Origin of the sequence: Microbacterium sp., from assembly GCF_047972865.1 — a bacterium.
Lineage (GTDB): Bacteria > Actinomycetota > Actinomycetes > Actinomycetales > Microbacteriaceae > Microbacterium.
The window spans coordinates 1-15,189 of sequence record NZ_JBKEAY010000105.1 but is presented as its reverse complement, the minus strand read 5'-3'; the positions used below and the strand labels follow the sequence as shown (position 1 = coordinate 15,189).

The window sequence follows — 15,189 nt, the reverse complement described above, 5'->3', positions numbered from 1 at the left end:
GGACGAACGTGCAGGGGATCAACGCCAACGGTGCTGCGATGGGTGGACTGGGCGACCTCACGGTCGTGCGGCTGGTCGACGACCCGGCGACGACGGTCGATGAGTCCCTCGGTTGTGGGGTGGAGGACTTCACCGCCGCCGGAGTGGTCGACGGCGGGCGACAGATCGCCATCGCCGAGCGCGGTGCGTGCGCCAGGGTATCCAAAGCGATCTACGGACAGATGGCCGGTGCCGCCGCGGTCGTGATGGTCAACTCGACCAACGACCTGCCGCCGTACGAAGGTGAGATCGTCGTGGATCCCGACACCGGGGAGGCGTACGACGTGACGATTCCGTTCCTGGGGGTACGCTCCTCCGACGGGTCGGTGTTCGTCGATGCGTCGACGGCCCGCCTCACCAGCCAAGAGGTGAGCAACCCCGGTTTCCGCGGCTACGGGTCCTTCACGTCATCGGGTCCGCGCAGCGGTGACAGTGCCATCGGCCCCGACATCGCCGCCCCGGGTGTGTCCACCGCATCGGCGGCAGTCGGAACCGGTACCGACGGCACACGGCTGTCCGGCACATCGATGGCGGCCCCGCACGCTGCGGGCGTGGCCGCTCTGGTGAGGCAGGCCCACCCGGAATGGCCGGCATCGGAGGTCTCGGCCGCCATCGTCTCGACGGCGGATCCGGATGCCGTCGAAGGGCAGGACCTCGTGCGTGGCGGGGTCGGACTGGTCGACACCGCACAAGCGGTGGCGACGACCGTGACCGCGACCGGCGACCCCTTCCTCTCGGACCGCGGCTGGTCCCGTCAAGCCACACTCAGCTTCGGCTTCAGGGAGTCGATCAGTTCGATGCGCGGACTCAAGACAGTGACCGTTCGCAACACCGGCACCAGCCCGGTGACGTTCGACGTGTCGACGACGCCGACCGAGCAATCGCTCGAGGCTGACCTCACCCTCAGCCGCGACAGCGTGACGGTGCAACCGGGCCGCACGGCGCGGGTCGCTTTGCGTGTGTCGTTGGCCGCCGAAGAGGTCCCGACGTCGATGGCGGGAACCGACCCGTTCGTCTTCTATGAGGTCTCGGGCAACGTCGTGCTCACCTCGCCGGACGCGACCCTGCGGGTGCCTTACGTGATGGTGCCGCGCTCCAACAGCGAGGTCACCGCCCGAGCGGACTTCTCGGATGTCCACGACGGTGCCAACCTCATCGACGGCACCGCGGAAGTCACTCTCCGCAACCGCCGGGGAGCACTCGACACCGCGGCGCGGGTGTTCACGTGGGGCCTCTCCGATGCGCGGCGCGATGCGGGCGGCCAACCGGACACGGGGTACGACCTGCGTGCGGCCGGAGTCCAGTCCTACGCGACCGGCGACGATCACCTGTTGGTGTTCGCCGTCAACACGTATCGCCGCTGGTCCAACGCCGCCGAGATCGAGTTCGACGTGGTGATCGACACGGACCGAGACGGCACCAACGACTGGGCGGTGTTCTCGTACGACTCCGGGAGGGTCCGGTCCGGGTCCTCGAACGGGCTCGCTGAAGTGTTCCTCATCGACCTGCACACGAACCAGATCTCCGGAAGCGGGTTCTTGGCTCAGGCTCCCACGGACAGCAGCACGATCGTGCTGCCCGTCCACGCCAGCGACCTCGGCATCGAGGGAGCGTTCGACTACACGGTCCAGACGGGGGTGCCGCAGGGCGGAGGGGACTCTTTCCGGGAGATCGCCACGTACGATCCGACGGCTCGGGCCGTGTCGGACGGTGCCGTGACCGTCGTGCCGCGCGGCGGATCCGTGATCGTCGATGTCGATGTCGATGCCGCCGCCTACGCGGACCAGCAGCCGCTGGGGCTGATGGTGGTCGCCGTCGACAACAGGTCCGGCGCCTCGGAGGCGCGGTTGATCGGACTCGAATAGAGACCCCACCCCATGCTGAGGGGCGGCGCTTCCCCCGCGCCGCCCCTCAGCGCTTACAGAGGACGGGCGTATCGCCGCGGCCGAACCGGTAGTCGTACACGACGTCGTCGGCCCGCACGACCACCTGCATACCTTCGACGAGTGCCTGCGTGTAGGTCAGGCCCGGTTTCGGGCACCCCAGCGATCCGTCGCTCCAGGTGACGCGCTCGGCCGAGACGAGATCGACCGGGCCGGTGACTCCGCGGTCGGCGAGATCGGCGAGGAGGGCATCCCAGCGGGCCGTCGGCACCTCGACAGTGGCGCCGGGGGAGCGGATCGGTCCTGAAGGGGCTGTTGCGAACTCTGGCGGAGCCGAGGCGGACGCGGTGGGGTCGGGATCGGCCGCGCGGGGCGCGGACGCGCACCCGGCGACCGCGAGTATCGCGACGGAGACCACCGCGACGATCGTTCGTCTCATCTCGCCCTCCCTCGCCCAGATTCACTCTACGCGCCGGAACCCGGCCCAGGGGGTTCCCGTGCGTTTGCTATGAGCTGGCTGCACGCGACCGATTCTTGGCGTTGTCTCGGAACACCGGTTCGACCATGGGGACATGACGACAGCCATGATTCCCCGCAGGCTTCCCCCGGCGCCGCTTCCGGTTGCGTCGCGCGGCAGGCGGCGGCGCCTCGCGGCGCGCACGGCCTGGGAATTGACAGCGGTCACCCTGATCTGGGGTACCAGCCTGGTCATCGCGGCGCTGTGGGTCGCCGGCGGCGGCGTACACGGGGTGCTGGCCGGCGGCGCGGATGCACTCAACGCCCTCGGGCGGCTGACCGGGCTGACCTCCGCCAACCTGCTGCTGTATCAGGTGCTGCTGATGGCGCGGATCCCGGTGTTCGAGCGGGGGTTCGGCCGCGACGCGATCACCCGCATGCACCGGCTGACCGGCTTCTGGTCGTTCTGGCTGCTCCTGGTGCACATCACGCTGCTCGTCTTCGGGTACGCCGCCCAGGAGGGAATCGACCCGCTCGCCGAACTGTGGACCTTCATCTGGGACTACCCCGGGATGCTGTTGGCCACCGCGGGCACCGCGCTGTTGATCCTCATCGTCGTCACCTCGATCCGGCGAGCCCGCCGGCGGATGCGGTACGAGGGCTGGCACCTGATCCACCTCTACGGATACCTGGGCGTGGGCTTGGCCGTCCCGCACATGCTCTGGACGGGCTCCGACTTCCTCGCGTCGCCGCTGGCGACCGGCTACTGGTGGACCCTCTGGGCGGTCACCGCCGCGAGCGCCGTGCTGTGGCGCCTGGCCGTTCCGCTGATCCGGTCCCTGCACCACGACCTGCGGGTGCACAGCGTGCGCGCCGACGGCGCGCACGGCGTCGAGGTGGTGGTCACCGGGCGGGAGCTGCACCGTCTCAAGGCCCGCGCCGGCCAGTTCTTCGTGTGGCGCTTCCTCGGCGGGCCCGGCTGGACCCGCGGGAACCCGTTCTCGCTCGCCGCCGATCCGGACGGCTCGCAGCTGACGCTCTCGGCGCGCATCGTGGGCGACGGCACCCGGCGGCTGACGACGCTCCGGCCCGGCACGCGTGTCCTCGTGGAAGGTCCGTACGGCACCCTGACCGGCGATGCACGCCGAGGACGCCGTCTGCTCATGCTGGGTGCCGGCGCCGGGGTCGCGCCGCTGGTTTCCCTGCTCGAGGGTGAGGACTATGCGCCCGGTGACGCAGTGCTCGTCACCCGCGACAGTGCGCGGCCGGAGGGGTTGTGCTCCGACGCCATCGCCGGGCTGCAGGCCGACCGCGGCCTCGTCCACGTGGCGTTGGACGGCCCGCGAGCACCGGGCGATTCGCCCTGGCTTCCGCACAGCCACGCCGCGTGGCAGGGGAGCGATCTGCTCCGGTTCCTCGTGGGAGACCTCTCCGACTGCGACGTCTACCTCTGCGGACCGCCCGCGTGGATGGACGCGCTCATCGCCGACGTGCGGACCGCCGGCGTGGCGGACACCCGCATCCACACCGAGTCGTTCTCCGTCTGAGCCCTTCGCCGTCTAGGAATCACCATGAAACGCATCCTCTACTTCCTCCTCGCAACCGTGAGCGGCGTGGTGCTGCTGTTCAGCTACCGCACCTCCCTCGACCCCGTCATGCCGGCCGAGTCCCCCACGGCGACCCCGTCGGCGGCTGCCCCGAACACCTCCGGTGACGCCGCGACCCCGACCCCGACGCCCTCGGCCGGCAACGGAACGGACGGCGGGACGAGCACGGGGACCGGCCTGGCGGACGGCACCTGGACGGGATCGGCCGCCAACACCCGTTACGGTCCGGTGCAGGTCGAGGTGACCGTGGCGGGCGGAGAGATCACCGCCGTCGACGTCCTCGAGTACCCGAACGCGGACCGGCACGACCAGATGATCAACTCGCGAGCCCTCCCGATGCTCGTCTCCGAGACACTCGATGCGCAGTCCGCCGACGTCTCGATGATCTCGGGGGCGACCTACACCAGCGACGGCTATCGCCAGTCGCTGCAGTCCGCGCTCGATCAGGCACAGCAATGAGCATCGTGGAACGGTACACCGCCGAGGTGATGGGAACGGTCGCCAGTGTCCAGATCGTGGGCGCGGCGACGGCGCCGCAGCAGGTCGCCGAGGCGGTCGAGGCCTGCACCGCCGACCTGGCCGACCTCGAGCGCATCTTCTCGCCGTTCCGTCCTGACTCGGACATTTCCCGGCTGCGGCGCGGCGCGTGCGATCTGGCGGATGCCGATCCGCTCGTGGCAGAGGTCAGCGAGGAATGCGTCCGATGGCGCGAGCGCACGCGGGGGGCGTTCCGCGCCGACTGGCGCGGCTGGTTCGATCCGACCGGCTATGTGAAGGGCTGGGCGGTCGAACGCGTGGCCCGGCGGCACCTGCAGCCGCTGTGCACGCAGCGGCGCGTGATCGCGGCGGGCATCAACGTCGGTGGCGACCTGCAGGTGTTCACCGCGCCAGGGGAGTCGTGGCGGTGGCGCATCGGGATCGCCGATCCGCGCCGCGCCGGCCACCTGGCCGCCACCCTCGAGATCGTCGACGGTGCGGTGGCGACCTCGGGGACCGCGGAGCGCGGCGACCACATCGTCGATCCCCGCACCGGCGAGTCGGCGACGTCGGTGTGCAGCGCCAGCGTGGTCGCCGACTCGCTCACCGCCGCGGACGTGTGGGCGACGGCCGCCTGCGTGTACGGCATGGACGACCTGTCGTGGATTTCGCACGCCCGCACGCGATCGGGCATCATGATGGGCGCCGCCGGTGAGGTGCGGCGCTGGTCCGGGGCCGCCGAGGTCGTGGCGTGGGACGGCGGTCCGCTCGCCGCGTGACCGGCGCCCCGTACCTCGCGCCTGCCCGCTACGCGGCGGGCAGGCGCAACAGGAACGTCGAGCCGGACGGCGACGTCTCGGCGACGGTCACCGATCCGCCGTACCGTGTCGCGGCCTCGCGCACGAGCGCCAGCCCGAGGCCGAATCCGCGTCGGCGTCCCGATTCGCCCGATCGCGCGAACCGCTCGAAGATGCGCTCGACGTCGGCGGGATCGATGCCGGGGCCGCGGTCGGCGATGCGCACCTCGACGACGTCGCCGGCCGGCTCGACCTCGACGGTCACCTCGGTGCCGGCCGGGGCGTGCTGAACGGCGTTGTCGAGCATCGCGGTGAGCAGCCGCGTGAGCGTCACCGGCGGCAGCGCAGCCCGCCGGTCGCGCTCGCCGGTCACGCGCACGCTCACCTGGCCGGCATCGGCCAGCGGCGCCACGGTGCCCACGGCGTCGCGCACGCAGACGGTGACGTCCGCACCGCCGGGAGGGGTTTCGGAGTGCGTGCCCTCGGCGGCGAGCAGCATGTCGGTGAGCACGGCATCCATGACGGCCACGTCGTGCCGCAGATTCTCGACGGTGTCGTCGATGGGGTCCCCGCGCGCCTGGCGGCGCTGCAGCACCTGCACCCGGCTGGACAGAGCGGTCAGCGGTGTGCGCAGTTCGTGGCTCGCGTCGGCGACGAACCGGCGCTGCATCGACAGAGCGCTCACGAGCGGGCGCACCGCCCACCGGGCGGCGAGCCAGCCTATGAGGCCCATGACGGCCACTCCGACGACGCCGAGTACCACGATCCACCAGACCGATTCGTCCAGATCGACCACGACCCGGTCCCGCTCGCCGACCTCGTGACGGTGGCCACGTTCGGGCCGCGAGGTGCGCACCAGCACCGCCACCAGGGTCGTGACGCCGACGGTCAGGACGACGGCGGAGGCGATCCCGACGAGGATGCCGACCCGCCACGCCGAGCGCCGCACCCGTGCATCGTGTGCCGCGCGGGTCATCGGGGGCCTCCGGCGCGGTAGCCGCGACCGCGTACCGTCTCGATGACGCTCGGGTCGGTCTTGCGGCGCACGTAGTGCACGTAGGTGTCCACCGAGCTCAGCGCGTCGTCGGTGGCGAACGCGCCGCGCAGGATCTCTTCGCGCGAGAACACGTGCTCGGGGCTGTCGGTGAGCAGGCGCAGCAGCGCGTTCTCGGTCTCCGTCAGGCTCACGCGCGACCCGTCGGGACCATACAGCGCATTCGATTCGGGCACGTAGGTCCACTCCGCCAGGTCGCGCCGGAGGCCCTCGGCGCGAAACCCGCGCACCAGGGCGCGCAGGCGGGCGAGCAGCTCGTCGTAGTCGAACGGCTTGACGAGGTAGTCGTTGGCGCCGGCATCCAGCCCGTCGACCCGGTCTTCGACCGCGCCGAGGGCCGTCAGCAGCAGGATCGGTGTCGTGATGCGGGCGGTGCGCACCGCCCGCACGAGCGCCACGCCGTCCAGCGACGGTAGGCGCCGGTCGATCACCATGACGTCATAGCGTTCGCGGAGGGCCTGATCGAGCGCGACCCGACCGTCGATGACGTGATCGACGAGGTACGCCTCCGACAGCACCTCGCGCGTCAGCTCGGCGATCACCGGATCGTCCTCGACGTAGAGCAGGTGCGGGCGTGCGGCGGATGCGGTCACCCCTCAAGTCCACCACAGCCCCGCCAAGATGCCACCAATCCGGGGCGGGCCCGGGTGTCGGGAGCGCGAGTTAGCATGAACCGTCCCGAACGAAACCATGGAACGGAGGCCGCATGCTCGGCAAGATGCTCGTTCGCTACCTGCGGTCCTACCCGTGGCTCATCGTCGGTGTGCTGGTCTTCCAGTTCGGCTCCGCGATGGCGGCACTGTATCTGCCGCGACTGAACGCCGACATCATCGACAAGGGCGTTGCCACCGGTGACACCGGGTACATCTGGTCGCAGGGGCTGTGGATGCTGACCATCGCGTTCGGTCAGATCGTGGCGTCGGTGACGGCCACGTTCTTCGCCGCGCGCGCTGCGATGAGCGTGGGTCGCGACATCCGGCGGGACGTTTTCGAGAAGGTCAGCGGCTTCGGCGAGCGCGAAGTGTCACGGTTCGGGCCGGGCACGCTCATCACCCGCAATACCAACGATGTGCAGCAGGTGCAGATGCTGGCGATGATGGGCGCGACCATGCTGGTGACGGCGCCGCTGCTGGCGATCGGTGGGATCATCATGGCGGTGCAGCAGGACGTCGGGCTGAGCTGGCTGATCGCGGTGTCGGTGCCGGTGCTGCTGGTCATCGCGACCGTGGTCATCAGCCGCATGGTGCCGCTGTTCCGTGCGTATCAGCGCAAGCTCGACGCGGTGAACCGCATCATGCGCGAGCAGCTCACCGGGGTACGCGTCGTGCGCGCCTTCGTCCGGGAACGGATCGAGGAGGACCGCTTCCGGGCTGCGAACACCGACATCATGGTGGTCGGCCGTCGCGTGGGGTCGTTGTTCGTCCTCATCTTCCCGCTGGCGATGCTGGTGCTCAACATCACCGTGATCGGGGTGATCTGGTTCGGAGGCATCCAGGTGGACGCCGGCAACGTGCAGATCGGCACCCTGTTCGCCTTCATACAGTACGTCGGTCAGATCCTCATGGGTGTGCTGATGGCGACCTTCATGACGATCATGATCCCTCGTGCGGCGGTGTCGGCCGACCGCATCGGCGAGGTGCTCGACAGCGTCGACGAACTGGTGCGGCCGACGAACCCGGTGCGGGAGTTCCCCGACCGCGGCAGCGTGGAGTTCGACGGGGTGTCGTTCACGTACCCCGGCGCCGAAGAGCCGGTGCTGGCCGGGATCAGCTTCCGCGCCGATGCCGGTCAGACCGTCGCGATCGTCGGGTCGACCGGGGCGGGCAAGTCCACACTCGTCTCGCTCATCCCTCGGCTGTTCGACGCGACCGCCGGGCGGGTGTGCGTCGGCGGCGTCGATGTGCGCGAGGCCGACCTCGATGCGATGTGGCGGGGGATCGGCTACGTGCCGCAGAAGTCGTATCTGTTCACCGGTACCGTCGCCAGCAACCTGCGTTTCGGTCGTGAGGACGCGACGGATGACGAACTCTGGCGAGCGCTCGACATCGCGCAGGCGCGGGACTTCGTGGTGGAGATGGACGGCGGACTCGAGGCCCGCATCGCGCAGGGCGGCACGAACGTGTCCGGCGGGCAGCGACAACGGCTGTCGATCGCGCGCGCGATCGTGCGCGCTCCCGACGTGCTCGTGTTCGACGACTCGTTCTCGGCCCTCGATGTCGCCACCGACGCCCGGCTGCGCCGGGCGCTGTGGCGAGAACTGCCGGGTGTGACGAAGATCGTCGTCGCGCAACGCATCTCCACCGTCACCGAGGCCGACCGCATCATCGTGCTGGAGGGGGGGCGCGTGGTCGGCGAGGGGACACACGCCCGATTGCTCGAGACCAGCGCGACCTACCGCGAGATCGTCGAGTCGCAGCTGGGGGTGGAGGCGTGAGCACCCCGGAGACGATGACCGAGGCGGAACGACTCGAGATCGAGCAGGCCGAATCCGCGCGCCAGGGATCCGGCGATCACGACAGCGTGCCTCCCGGCAAAGCTGCGCGTTTCGGCCCCAGCTTCCGGCGGCTGATCGGGCTGCTGCGCCCGCACGCGGGCGCGTTCGTCGTCGTCTCGGTGCTGGGCGCGATCGGCGTCGTGCTGGCCGTGATCGCCCCCAAGGTGCTCGGTGAAGCCACCAACGTCATCTTCGAGGGTGTCGTGTCCAGCGCCCTGGCCGGGCAGTTCCCCGCGGGCACGGCGCAAGAGGACGTCGTTGCCGCCCTGCAGGTGGCGGGCCAGACCGAGTTCGCGAACATGGTCGCCGCGATGGACGGGTTCCGGGTGGGCGCGGGCGTCGACTTCGACCGTCTGCGCTGGGTGATCGTCGCGGTGCTCGTCATCTACGTCGTCTCCGCGATCCTGTCCTGGGTGCAGGGCTATGTCATCAACATCATCATGGTGCGCACGATGTGGCGCCTACGCGAAGACGTCGAGGCGAAGATCAACCGCCTGCCGCTGTCGTACTTCGACCGTGTGCAGCGCGGCGAGCTGATCTCGCGCGTCACCAACGACATCGACAACATCACTCAGACGATGCAGCAGTCGCTGTCGGGGGCGCTCACCAGCATCCTCACGGTTGTCGGGGTACTCGTGATGATGTTCTCGATCTCGTGGCAGCTCGCCCTGGTGGCTCTGGTCGCCCTGCCGCTCATGGCGGTGGTGTTCGGTGTGATCGGTCCGCGGTCGCAGAAGGCGTTCGCGACCCAGTGGCGCAAGGTCGGGCGCCTCAACGCCCGGGTGGAGGAGTCGTTCTCCGGTCATGCCCTGGTGCGGGTCTACGGTCGTGAGGCGGACGCCCGCGAGAAGTTCCGCAAGGACAACGAGGACCTGTTCCAGGCCGCGTTCAAGGCGCAGTTCCTGTCGGGCATGATCATGCCCAGCATGATGTTCATTGGCAGCCTCACCTATGTCGGCATCGCCGTGTTGGGCGGGTTGCAGGTGGCGTCCGGACAGTTGCGGCTCGGGGACGTGCAGGCGTTCATCCAGTATTCGCAACAGTTCACGCAGCCGCTGTCGGAGCTGGGCGGAATGGCGGCCGTCGTGCAGTCGGGCACCGCCTCGGCCGAGCGGGTCTTCGACCTGCTCGACCAGGACGAGCAGGACCCCGACGGCCCCGACGGGTCGGCGTTGGTGCCTGGACCGGGGGTGATCGAGTTCGAGCACGTCTCGTTCTCCTACGACCCCGCCGCCCCGCTCATCCGCGACCTCTCGTTCCGCGTGGAGCCGGGCCACACCGTGGCGATCGTGGGGCCCACCGGGGCCGGCAAGACGACGCTGGTGAACCTGTTGATGCGCTTCTACGAGCTCGACGGCGGCCGGATTCTGCTCGACGGACAGGACATCGCCCGCCTGACCCGCGACGACGTGCGCTCCCGCACCGGCATGGTGCTGCAGGACCCGTGGCTGTTCGCCGGGACCATCCGGGACAACATCCGCTACGGGCGCCAGTCCGCCAGCGACACCGACGTCCTCGAGGCGGCCACCGCGACGCGCGTCGACATGTTCGTGCACTCGCTCCCCGACGGCTACGACACGACCCTCGACGAAGATGCCGCCAACGTGTCGGCGGGGGAGAGGCAACTCATCACGATCGCTCGTGCGTTCGTCGCGCAGCCGGCCGTGTTGATCCTGGACGAGGCGACCAGTTCGGTCGACACCCGTACGGAACTATTGCTGCAGCACGCCATGTCGGCGTTGCGGGCGGGGCGCACTTCGTTCGTCATCGCACACCGGCTTTCCACGGTCCGCGACGCCGACCTGATTCTCGTGATGGAACACGGCGATATCGTCGAGCAGGGGACGCACGACGAGTTGATCTCCCGCCGCGGTGCGTATTGGCGGCTCTACCGCGCACAGTTCGAACACGCGTTCGTCGACGAAGACGAGGACGGCGCCGGCGAGGACGAGAATGCGGGCGTCGACCCGGCCTGACCGCGAGCCCGCCGGGATCGGCGACCTGCGCGCAGGCCCTGGCACCCCGGGACCCTTCTCGCTAGCCTGGGGGCGACTCCGGAGGAACGCTCATGGCCGACAAACACACACACGGCGCCGACCGCACTCTCGTGTGGACGCTTCGCGCGGTGGGCTACTTCGTGTACTGGTATTTGATCGTCGTGGAGACCGTGCTCGCGCTGGCCTTCGTGCTGCGGGCACTCGGTGCCGATCCGTCGGTGAGTTTCGCGGCCCGGGTGTACCGCAGCGCCGACCGCGCGATGGCGCCGTTCACGGGCCTGTTCCCCTCGATCGGCCTCGCCTCCGATGGATCGGCCACCCTCGACACCTCGATCCTGTTCGCGATGGTGTGCTACGGCATCGTGCTGGTGGGGGTGGGCCTGGGGCTGGACTGGTTGGGACGGAAACTCCGGGGCATCGACGTGCGCGAGCGGATGCAGGCGCAGCAAGACGCCTATGATGCCGCCGTCAGCGCATCCGAGACCCCGCCCGACATCGTCGGCGACCTCGCCGCGGGCACGACTCCCGCCGCCTCAGCCCCGGTCACGAGGGGGGCGCAGCGATGAACCGTGCGGCGCGTGCCGTCGCCGCCCTCACGCTGGCGGTCGGACTGGGCTTGGCCGGCTGCGGTGTGGTCACCGACCCCAACGGCACCCCGCAGGTGCAGCTGCCCACGTCCCTTCCCGAGGTGACGCTGCCCACGATCAACGTGCAAGTGGACAACTCCGGCGGGGGTTCGTCCTCCGAGGATCCCCCGAGCGGCAGCGCTGGTCAGGAGGACTCGTCGTCGGCGCAGGACTCCACCCCGCGAGGTCACGACATCTGGTCGATCGTCGCGACTGTGCTCATCGTGCTCATCGCGCTGGCGGCGGTGTTCGCCCTGCTGGGTCGCGCGCGTCGCCATCGCGAAGAGGACAACCGGCGGCACGACGTCCAGAACCGGGCGCTGAACGACCTGCTCACCGTGAGCCGCTGGGCCGTCGACCAATCCCGGCAACTGGAGTCGGCCCGCACGCCGGCGCGGTTCGTCGCCGCCGGACCCTCACTGTCGTCGCACCTCATCGACGCCGAGACGCGGGCCGCGCGCCTGTCCGGGCAGGTGCGCGACGCCGACCTGGCCGGTGCGATCGGTGCGCTCGCGACCGCGCTGTCGGCGCTGCGAGGCGCCATGATCGCCTTTCTCAACGCCGCCGACGACGAGGCGCGGATCCCCGCGCGCCGGGATGCCCTCACGGCGGCGCGCGAAGGCGTCGAGAGCGCGGTGCGCGAGGTCATCCCGCACGTCAGTTCGCTCTAGCGCGCCGTCCGCCGCTAGGGTGGTGCCCTGCGCGAGCGAGTGGAGGTGCCCCGTGACGAGTCCGACCGCGCCCACTCCGACGTGATGTCGTCGCCCGCACGCGGAACGAAGTACGTCCTCATCTGCATCGGCGTCGGCCTGATGGCGGGACTGCTCTCGGGCCTGTTCGGTGTCGGCGGAGGCACGGTCATCGTCCCGCTGCTGGTGCTGATCCTCGGGTTCGACCAGCGGCTCGCGGCAGGCACGTCGCTCGGAGCGATCGTCCCCACCGCGACGATCGGGGTCATCTCCTACGCCATGAGCGGCTCGGTCGCGTGGATCCCCGCGCTCATCCTGGCCGCCGGTGCCGTCGTGGGAGCGCAGGTGGGCACCTGGCTACTGGCCCGGCTGTCGCAGCAGATCCTCCGCTGGGGGTTCGTCGGTTTCCTCGTGATCGTCATCGTGATGCTGTTCGTCGTCATCCCCTCGCGTGACGCCGGGCTGCCGGTGACGGTCGGCAGCACGCTGGGATTGATCGCGCTCGGCCTGGTCACTGGTGTCCTCGCGGGTCTGCTCGGCGTCGGCGGCGGCGTCGTGGTGGTACCGGCGCTGATCCTGCTGTTCGGGACGAGCGACCTGCTCGCGAAGGGCACCTCGCTGCTGATGATGATCCCGACGGCCGTGTCCGGCACGATCGGCAACATCCGCCGCGGCAACGTCGATCTGGTCGCGGCGGCCCTGGTCGGCGTGTCGGCGTGCACGACGACGACCCTGGGTGCGCTCATCGCCGTCCACCTCGACCCGTTCGCCGCCAACGTGCTGTTCGCGGTCTACCTCGTCTTCATCGCCGCGCAGATGGCGGTCAAGGCGTGGCGCAGCCGCCGCGCATGACGGGCACCGCTCGCTAGGATCGAGGGGTGTCAGTGAACCCTGAACTGGTGGGCCAAGAGTTCCCGCCGACGGCCCCCTACCTCGTCGGACGCGAGAAGGTGCGCGAGTTTGCCCGCGCCGTCTTCGCCACCGACCCGCAGCACACCGATCCCGCCGCCGCACAGGCGCTCGGTTACCCCGACGTGGTGGCGCCGCCGACGTTCGCGATGGTCGTCCAAGACCTCACCCTGCAGCAGCTGCTCGCCGCCCCCGGCTCCGGCATCGTGCTGGAGCGTCTCGTCCACGCCGAGCAGCGGTTCCGGTACAGCCGGTCCATCGTCGCCGGCGACGCGTTGACCGGCCGGCTGGCGGTCACCGGCATCCGGGCCTTCGGTAAGGGGACCATGGTCACCAGCGAGGCCGAGATCACCGACGACACCGGGGCACACGTGGTCACCGCCACCTCGGTGCTGCTGGTGGGGGAGGACGCCGCATGACCGCGCTCGAGGTCGGCGCCGTCGTCGCCGAACGGACCGTCCACCTGACCCGGGAGTCGCTCGTGCGGTACGCGGGCGCCTCGGGGGACCTCAACCCGATCCACTACCGCGACGACGTCGCCGCCCGCGTCGGGCTCCCCGGCGTCCTCGCGCACGGGATGCTGACGATGGGCCTGGCGGTCGAGACGATCGTGTCGTGGCTGGGCGACGCGGGACGCATCGTGGAGTACGGGGTGCGGTTCACCCGGCCGGTCGTCGTCGACGCCGAGGCCGGCGCCGACGTGTCGGTCGTGGCCACCGTGGGGGCGGTCGACGACGACGGCATCCGCGTCGACCTCACCGTGCGGCACGCGGACACGACCGTGCTCGGCAAGGCACAGGTGCGCGTGCGGGCCGCGGCCTGAGACGACCCGCACATGCCGGAGATCACCCCCGTTCCGCTGGCCGACCTGACGACGCTGCGCGTCGGTGGGACCCCTCAGCGCATGATCGAGGCCACCTCGCGTGACGAACTGGTCGCCGCGTTGCGGGAGGTGTGGGCGGACGACGAGCCCTGGTTGGTCGTCGGGGGCGGGTCCAACCTGCTGGTCGCCGACGAACAGTTCGAGGGCGCCGTCGTCGTGGTCCGCACGCGCGGCATCGAGCGGATGCCGTCACCGGCGGGCACCGTGCGCCTGCGGATCGAGGCCGGGCACGACTGGGACGACGTCGTCGCCCACGCGGTCGCGCGCGGGTGGGCGGGCATCGAGGCGATGGCGGGCATCCCCGGCACCGCCGGCGCCGCGCCGATTCAGAACGTCGGCGCGTACGGCCAGGAGATCGTGCAGACGCTCGTGGAGGTCGACCTGCTCGACCACGCCACCGGCGAAGTGACCCGCGTGCCGGCCGCCGACCTGGGCCTGGGACTGCGTACCTCGGTGCTGAAGAACCACTACGGCTCCGAGGCGGAGCGGCACGCCGTCGTCCTGTCGGTGACGCTGGAGCTGGCCGACGTCGGCACCGGCGAGGTGCCGGTGCGCGGTGCCCAGCTGCGCCAGGCGCTGGGGCTGCCCGACGACGCGCACGCCTCCCTCGCCGGCATCCGCGACACCGTGCTGCGCACGCGCGCCGGCAAGGGGATGGTGCTCGACCCCGACGACGCCGACACCCGCAGCGCCGGCTCGTTCTTCCAGAACCCGGTGGTCTCAGCGGCGTTCGCCCGCACGCTTCCGGAGGGGTGCCCGCGGTGGCCGATGGCGGCGGCGGGCCGCCCCGACACCGTCATCGCGCTGCACGAGTGGGACGGGCAGGTGCCGGCTCCCTCCGCCGTCGAGCCGGACGTCAAGGTGAGCGCGGCGTGGCTCATCGAGCGCTCCGGGTTGCGGCGCGGGTTCTCGCTGCCGCGATCGCGGGCGGGACTGTCCACGAAGCACGCACTGGCGCTGACCAACCGCGGTCAGGCCTCGGCGGGGGAGATCGCGGAGTTGGCCCGGTTCGTCCGGCGCCGCGTCGAATCCGAGTTCGGTCTGGTCCTGCAGCCCGAACCGGTGCTGGTCGGCATCGACCTCTAGGTGCACGCCTCCCCGGGCGGCCTCATGCGAACAGGCGCTGCAGGCGCTGGATCCCGTCGCGCAGCGCGTCGTCCCCGAGTGCGTACGACAGTCGCAGATAGCCGGAGGGGCCGAACGCCTCGCCGGGCACGACGGCCACCTCGGCCTCGTCGAGGATGAGGTCGGCGAGCTCGAGCGACGTGTCGACGCGCG

Annotated in this window: 15 protein-coding genes and 1 pseudogene; 12 read left to right on the top strand and 4 right to left on the bottom strand. The window is 70.4% G+C overall.

The genetic code is table 11. The features are described from left to right. The coding region (locus ACK5KK_RS06560) for a S8 family serine peptidase (RefSeq protein WP_416889286.1) at positions 1-1,904 on the top strand (1,904 nt) is incomplete at its 5' end. Between the two features lie 46 nt (positions 1,905-1,950). Here the strand turns inward: ACK5KK_RS06560 and ACK5KK_RS06555 are convergent. Continuing rightward, complete coding sequence (locus tag ACK5KK_RS06555; RefSeq protein ID WP_416889285.1) at positions 1,951-2,361, bottom strand: hypothetical protein; 411 nt, start codon at positions 2,359-2,361, stop codon at positions 1,951-1,953. Positions 2,362-2,494: 133 nt separating this feature from the next. Here ACK5KK_RS06555 and ACK5KK_RS06550 point away from each other — a divergent pair, with 133 nt between their 5' ends. Genes ACK5KK_RS06550 through ACK5KK_RS06540 form a run of 3 tightly spaced genes read left to right on the top strand, consistent with a single transcriptional unit; the run spans position 2,495 to position 5,241 of the window. Further along, the gene (locus tag ACK5KK_RS06550) at positions 2,495-3,925 is read left to right on the top strand and encodes a ferric reductase-like transmembrane domain-containing protein (RefSeq protein WP_416889284.1); all 1,431 of its coding nucleotides are present in this window, start codon (positions 2,495-2,497) and stop codon (positions 3,923-3,925) included. A 24-nt stretch (positions 3,926-3,949) separates the two neighbouring features. Then, positions 3,950-4,444 carry an FMN-binding protein gene (locus ACK5KK_RS06545; RefSeq protein ID WP_416889283.1) on the top strand — a complete coding sequence of 165 codons (495 nt, stop codon included), beginning with the start codon at positions 3,950-3,952 and terminating at the stop codon, positions 4,442-4,444. Then, positions 4,441-5,241 carry an FAD:protein FMN transferase gene (locus ACK5KK_RS06540; protein WP_416889282.1) on the top strand — a complete coding sequence of 267 codons (801 nt, stop codon included), beginning with the start codon at positions 4,441-4,443 and terminating at the stop codon, positions 5,239-5,241. Before ACK5KK_RS06545 ends, ACK5KK_RS06540 begins: the two co-directional genes overlap by 4 nt. Positions 5,242-5,269: 28 nt before the next feature. On the opposite strand, the gene ACK5KK_RS06535 is transcribed toward ACK5KK_RS06540, so the two are convergent. Beyond that, complete coding sequence (locus ACK5KK_RS06535; protein ID WP_416889281.1) at positions 5,270-6,235, bottom strand: sensor histidine kinase; 966 nt, start codon at positions 6,233-6,235, stop codon at positions 5,270-5,272. Further along, positions 6,232-6,906, bottom strand: coding sequence for a response regulator transcription factor (locus ACK5KK_RS06530; protein WP_416889280.1), 675 nt, complete (start codon positions 6,904-6,906; stop codon positions 6,232-6,234). Before ACK5KK_RS06530 ends, ACK5KK_RS06535 begins: the two co-directional genes overlap by 4 nt. 113 nt (positions 6,907-7,019) lie before the next feature. Between ACK5KK_RS06530 and ACK5KK_RS06525 the strand changes: the two genes are divergently transcribed. The 8 genes from ACK5KK_RS06525 (at position 7,020) to ACK5KK_RS06490 (ending at position 14,997) form a co-directional block, all read left to right on the top strand. Continuing rightward, positions 7,020-8,747, top strand: a complete 1,728-nt coding sequence (locus ACK5KK_RS06525) for an ABC transporter ATP-binding protein (protein ID WP_416889279.1) — start codon at positions 7,020-7,022, stop codon at positions 8,745-8,747. Then, positions 8,744-10,783, top strand: a complete 2,040-nt coding sequence (locus ACK5KK_RS06520; protein ID WP_416889278.1) for an ABC transporter ATP-binding protein — start codon at positions 8,744-8,746, stop codon at positions 10,781-10,783. Before ACK5KK_RS06525 ends, ACK5KK_RS06520 begins: the two co-directional genes overlap by 4 nt. 92 nt (positions 10,784-10,875) lie before the next feature. Beyond that, entirely contained in the window at positions 10,876-11,370 is a 495-nt protein-coding gene (locus ACK5KK_RS06515; RefSeq protein ID WP_416889277.1) for a hypothetical protein, read from the top strand. Next, a complete protein-coding gene (locus ACK5KK_RS06510) occupies positions 11,367-12,101 on the top strand; it encodes a hypothetical protein (protein WP_416889276.1) in 735 nt (244 codons plus the stop codon). Before ACK5KK_RS06515 ends, ACK5KK_RS06510 begins: the two co-directional genes overlap by 4 nt. Before the next feature lie 84 nt (positions 12,102-12,185). After that, a complete protein-coding gene (locus ACK5KK_RS06505) occupies positions 12,186-12,971 on the top strand; it encodes a sulfite exporter TauE/SafE family protein (RefSeq protein WP_416889287.1) in 786 nt (261 codons plus the stop codon). 26 nt (positions 12,972-12,997) lie between these two features. Continuing rightward, positions 12,998-13,447, top strand: a complete 450-nt coding sequence (locus ACK5KK_RS06500; protein WP_416889275.1) for an FAS1-like dehydratase domain-containing protein — start codon at positions 12,998-13,000, stop codon at positions 13,445-13,447. Beyond that, the gene (locus ACK5KK_RS06495) at positions 13,444-13,851 is read left to right on the top strand and encodes a MaoC/PaaZ C-terminal domain-containing protein (RefSeq protein WP_416889274.1); all 408 of its coding nucleotides are present in this window, start codon (positions 13,444-13,446) and stop codon (positions 13,849-13,851) included. Before ACK5KK_RS06500 ends, ACK5KK_RS06495 begins: the two co-directional genes overlap by 4 nt. A gap of 12 nt (positions 13,852-13,863) precedes the next feature. Beyond that, positions 13,864-14,997 carry a UDP-N-acetylmuramate dehydrogenase gene (locus tag ACK5KK_RS06490; RefSeq protein ID WP_416889273.1) on the top strand — a complete coding sequence of 378 codons (1,134 nt, stop codon included), beginning with the start codon at positions 13,864-13,866 and terminating at the stop codon, positions 14,995-14,997. A 22-nt stretch (positions 14,998-15,019) separates the two neighbouring features. Here ACK5KK_RS06490 and ACK5KK_RS06485 read toward each other — a convergent pair. Next, a pseudogene (locus ACK5KK_RS06485) lies at positions 15,020-15,189 on the bottom strand (aspartate aminotransferase); the annotation flags it as partial.

Bases quoted from the DNA above. Each gene is read 5' to 3' on its own strand.
- ACK5KK_RS06555 (WP_416889285.1), bottom strand. From the start codon at position 2,361: ATGAGACGAACGATCGTCGCGGTGGTCTCCGTCGCGATACTCGCGGTC.
- ACK5KK_RS06550 (WP_416889284.1), top strand. From the start codon at position 2,495: ATGACGACAGCCATGATTCCCCGCAGGCTTCCCCCGGCGCCGCTTCCG.
- ACK5KK_RS06545 (WP_416889283.1), top strand. From the start codon at position 3,950: ATGAAACGCATCCTCTACTTCCTCCTCGCAACCGTGAGCGGCGTGGTG.
- ACK5KK_RS06540 (WP_416889282.1), top strand. From the start codon at position 4,441: ATGAGCATCGTGGAACGGTACACCGCCGAGGTGATGGGAACGGTCGCC.
- ACK5KK_RS06535 (WP_416889281.1), bottom strand. From the start codon at position 6,235: ATGACCCGCGCGGCACACGATGCACGGGTGCGGCGCTCGGCGTGGCGG.
- ACK5KK_RS06525 (WP_416889279.1), top strand. From the start codon at position 7,020: ATGCTCGGCAAGATGCTCGTTCGCTACCTGCGGTCCTACCCGTGGCTC.
- ACK5KK_RS06515 (WP_416889277.1), top strand. From the start codon at position 10,876: ATGGCCGACAAACACACACACGGCGCCGACCGCACTCTCGTGTGGACG.
- ACK5KK_RS06510 (WP_416889276.1), top strand. From the start codon at position 11,367: ATGAACCGTGCGGCGCGTGCCGTCGCCGCCCTCACGCTGGCGGTCGGA.
- ACK5KK_RS06505 (WP_416889287.1), top strand. From the start codon at position 12,186: ATGTCGTCGCCCGCACGCGGAACGAAGTACGTCCTCATCTGCATCGGC.
- ACK5KK_RS06495 (WP_416889274.1), top strand. From the start codon at position 13,444: ATGACCGCGCTCGAGGTCGGCGCCGTCGTCGCCGAACGGACCGTCCAC.
- ACK5KK_RS06490 (WP_416889273.1), top strand. From the start codon at position 13,864: ATGCCGGAGATCACCCCCGTTCCGCTGGCCGACCTGACGACGCTGCGC.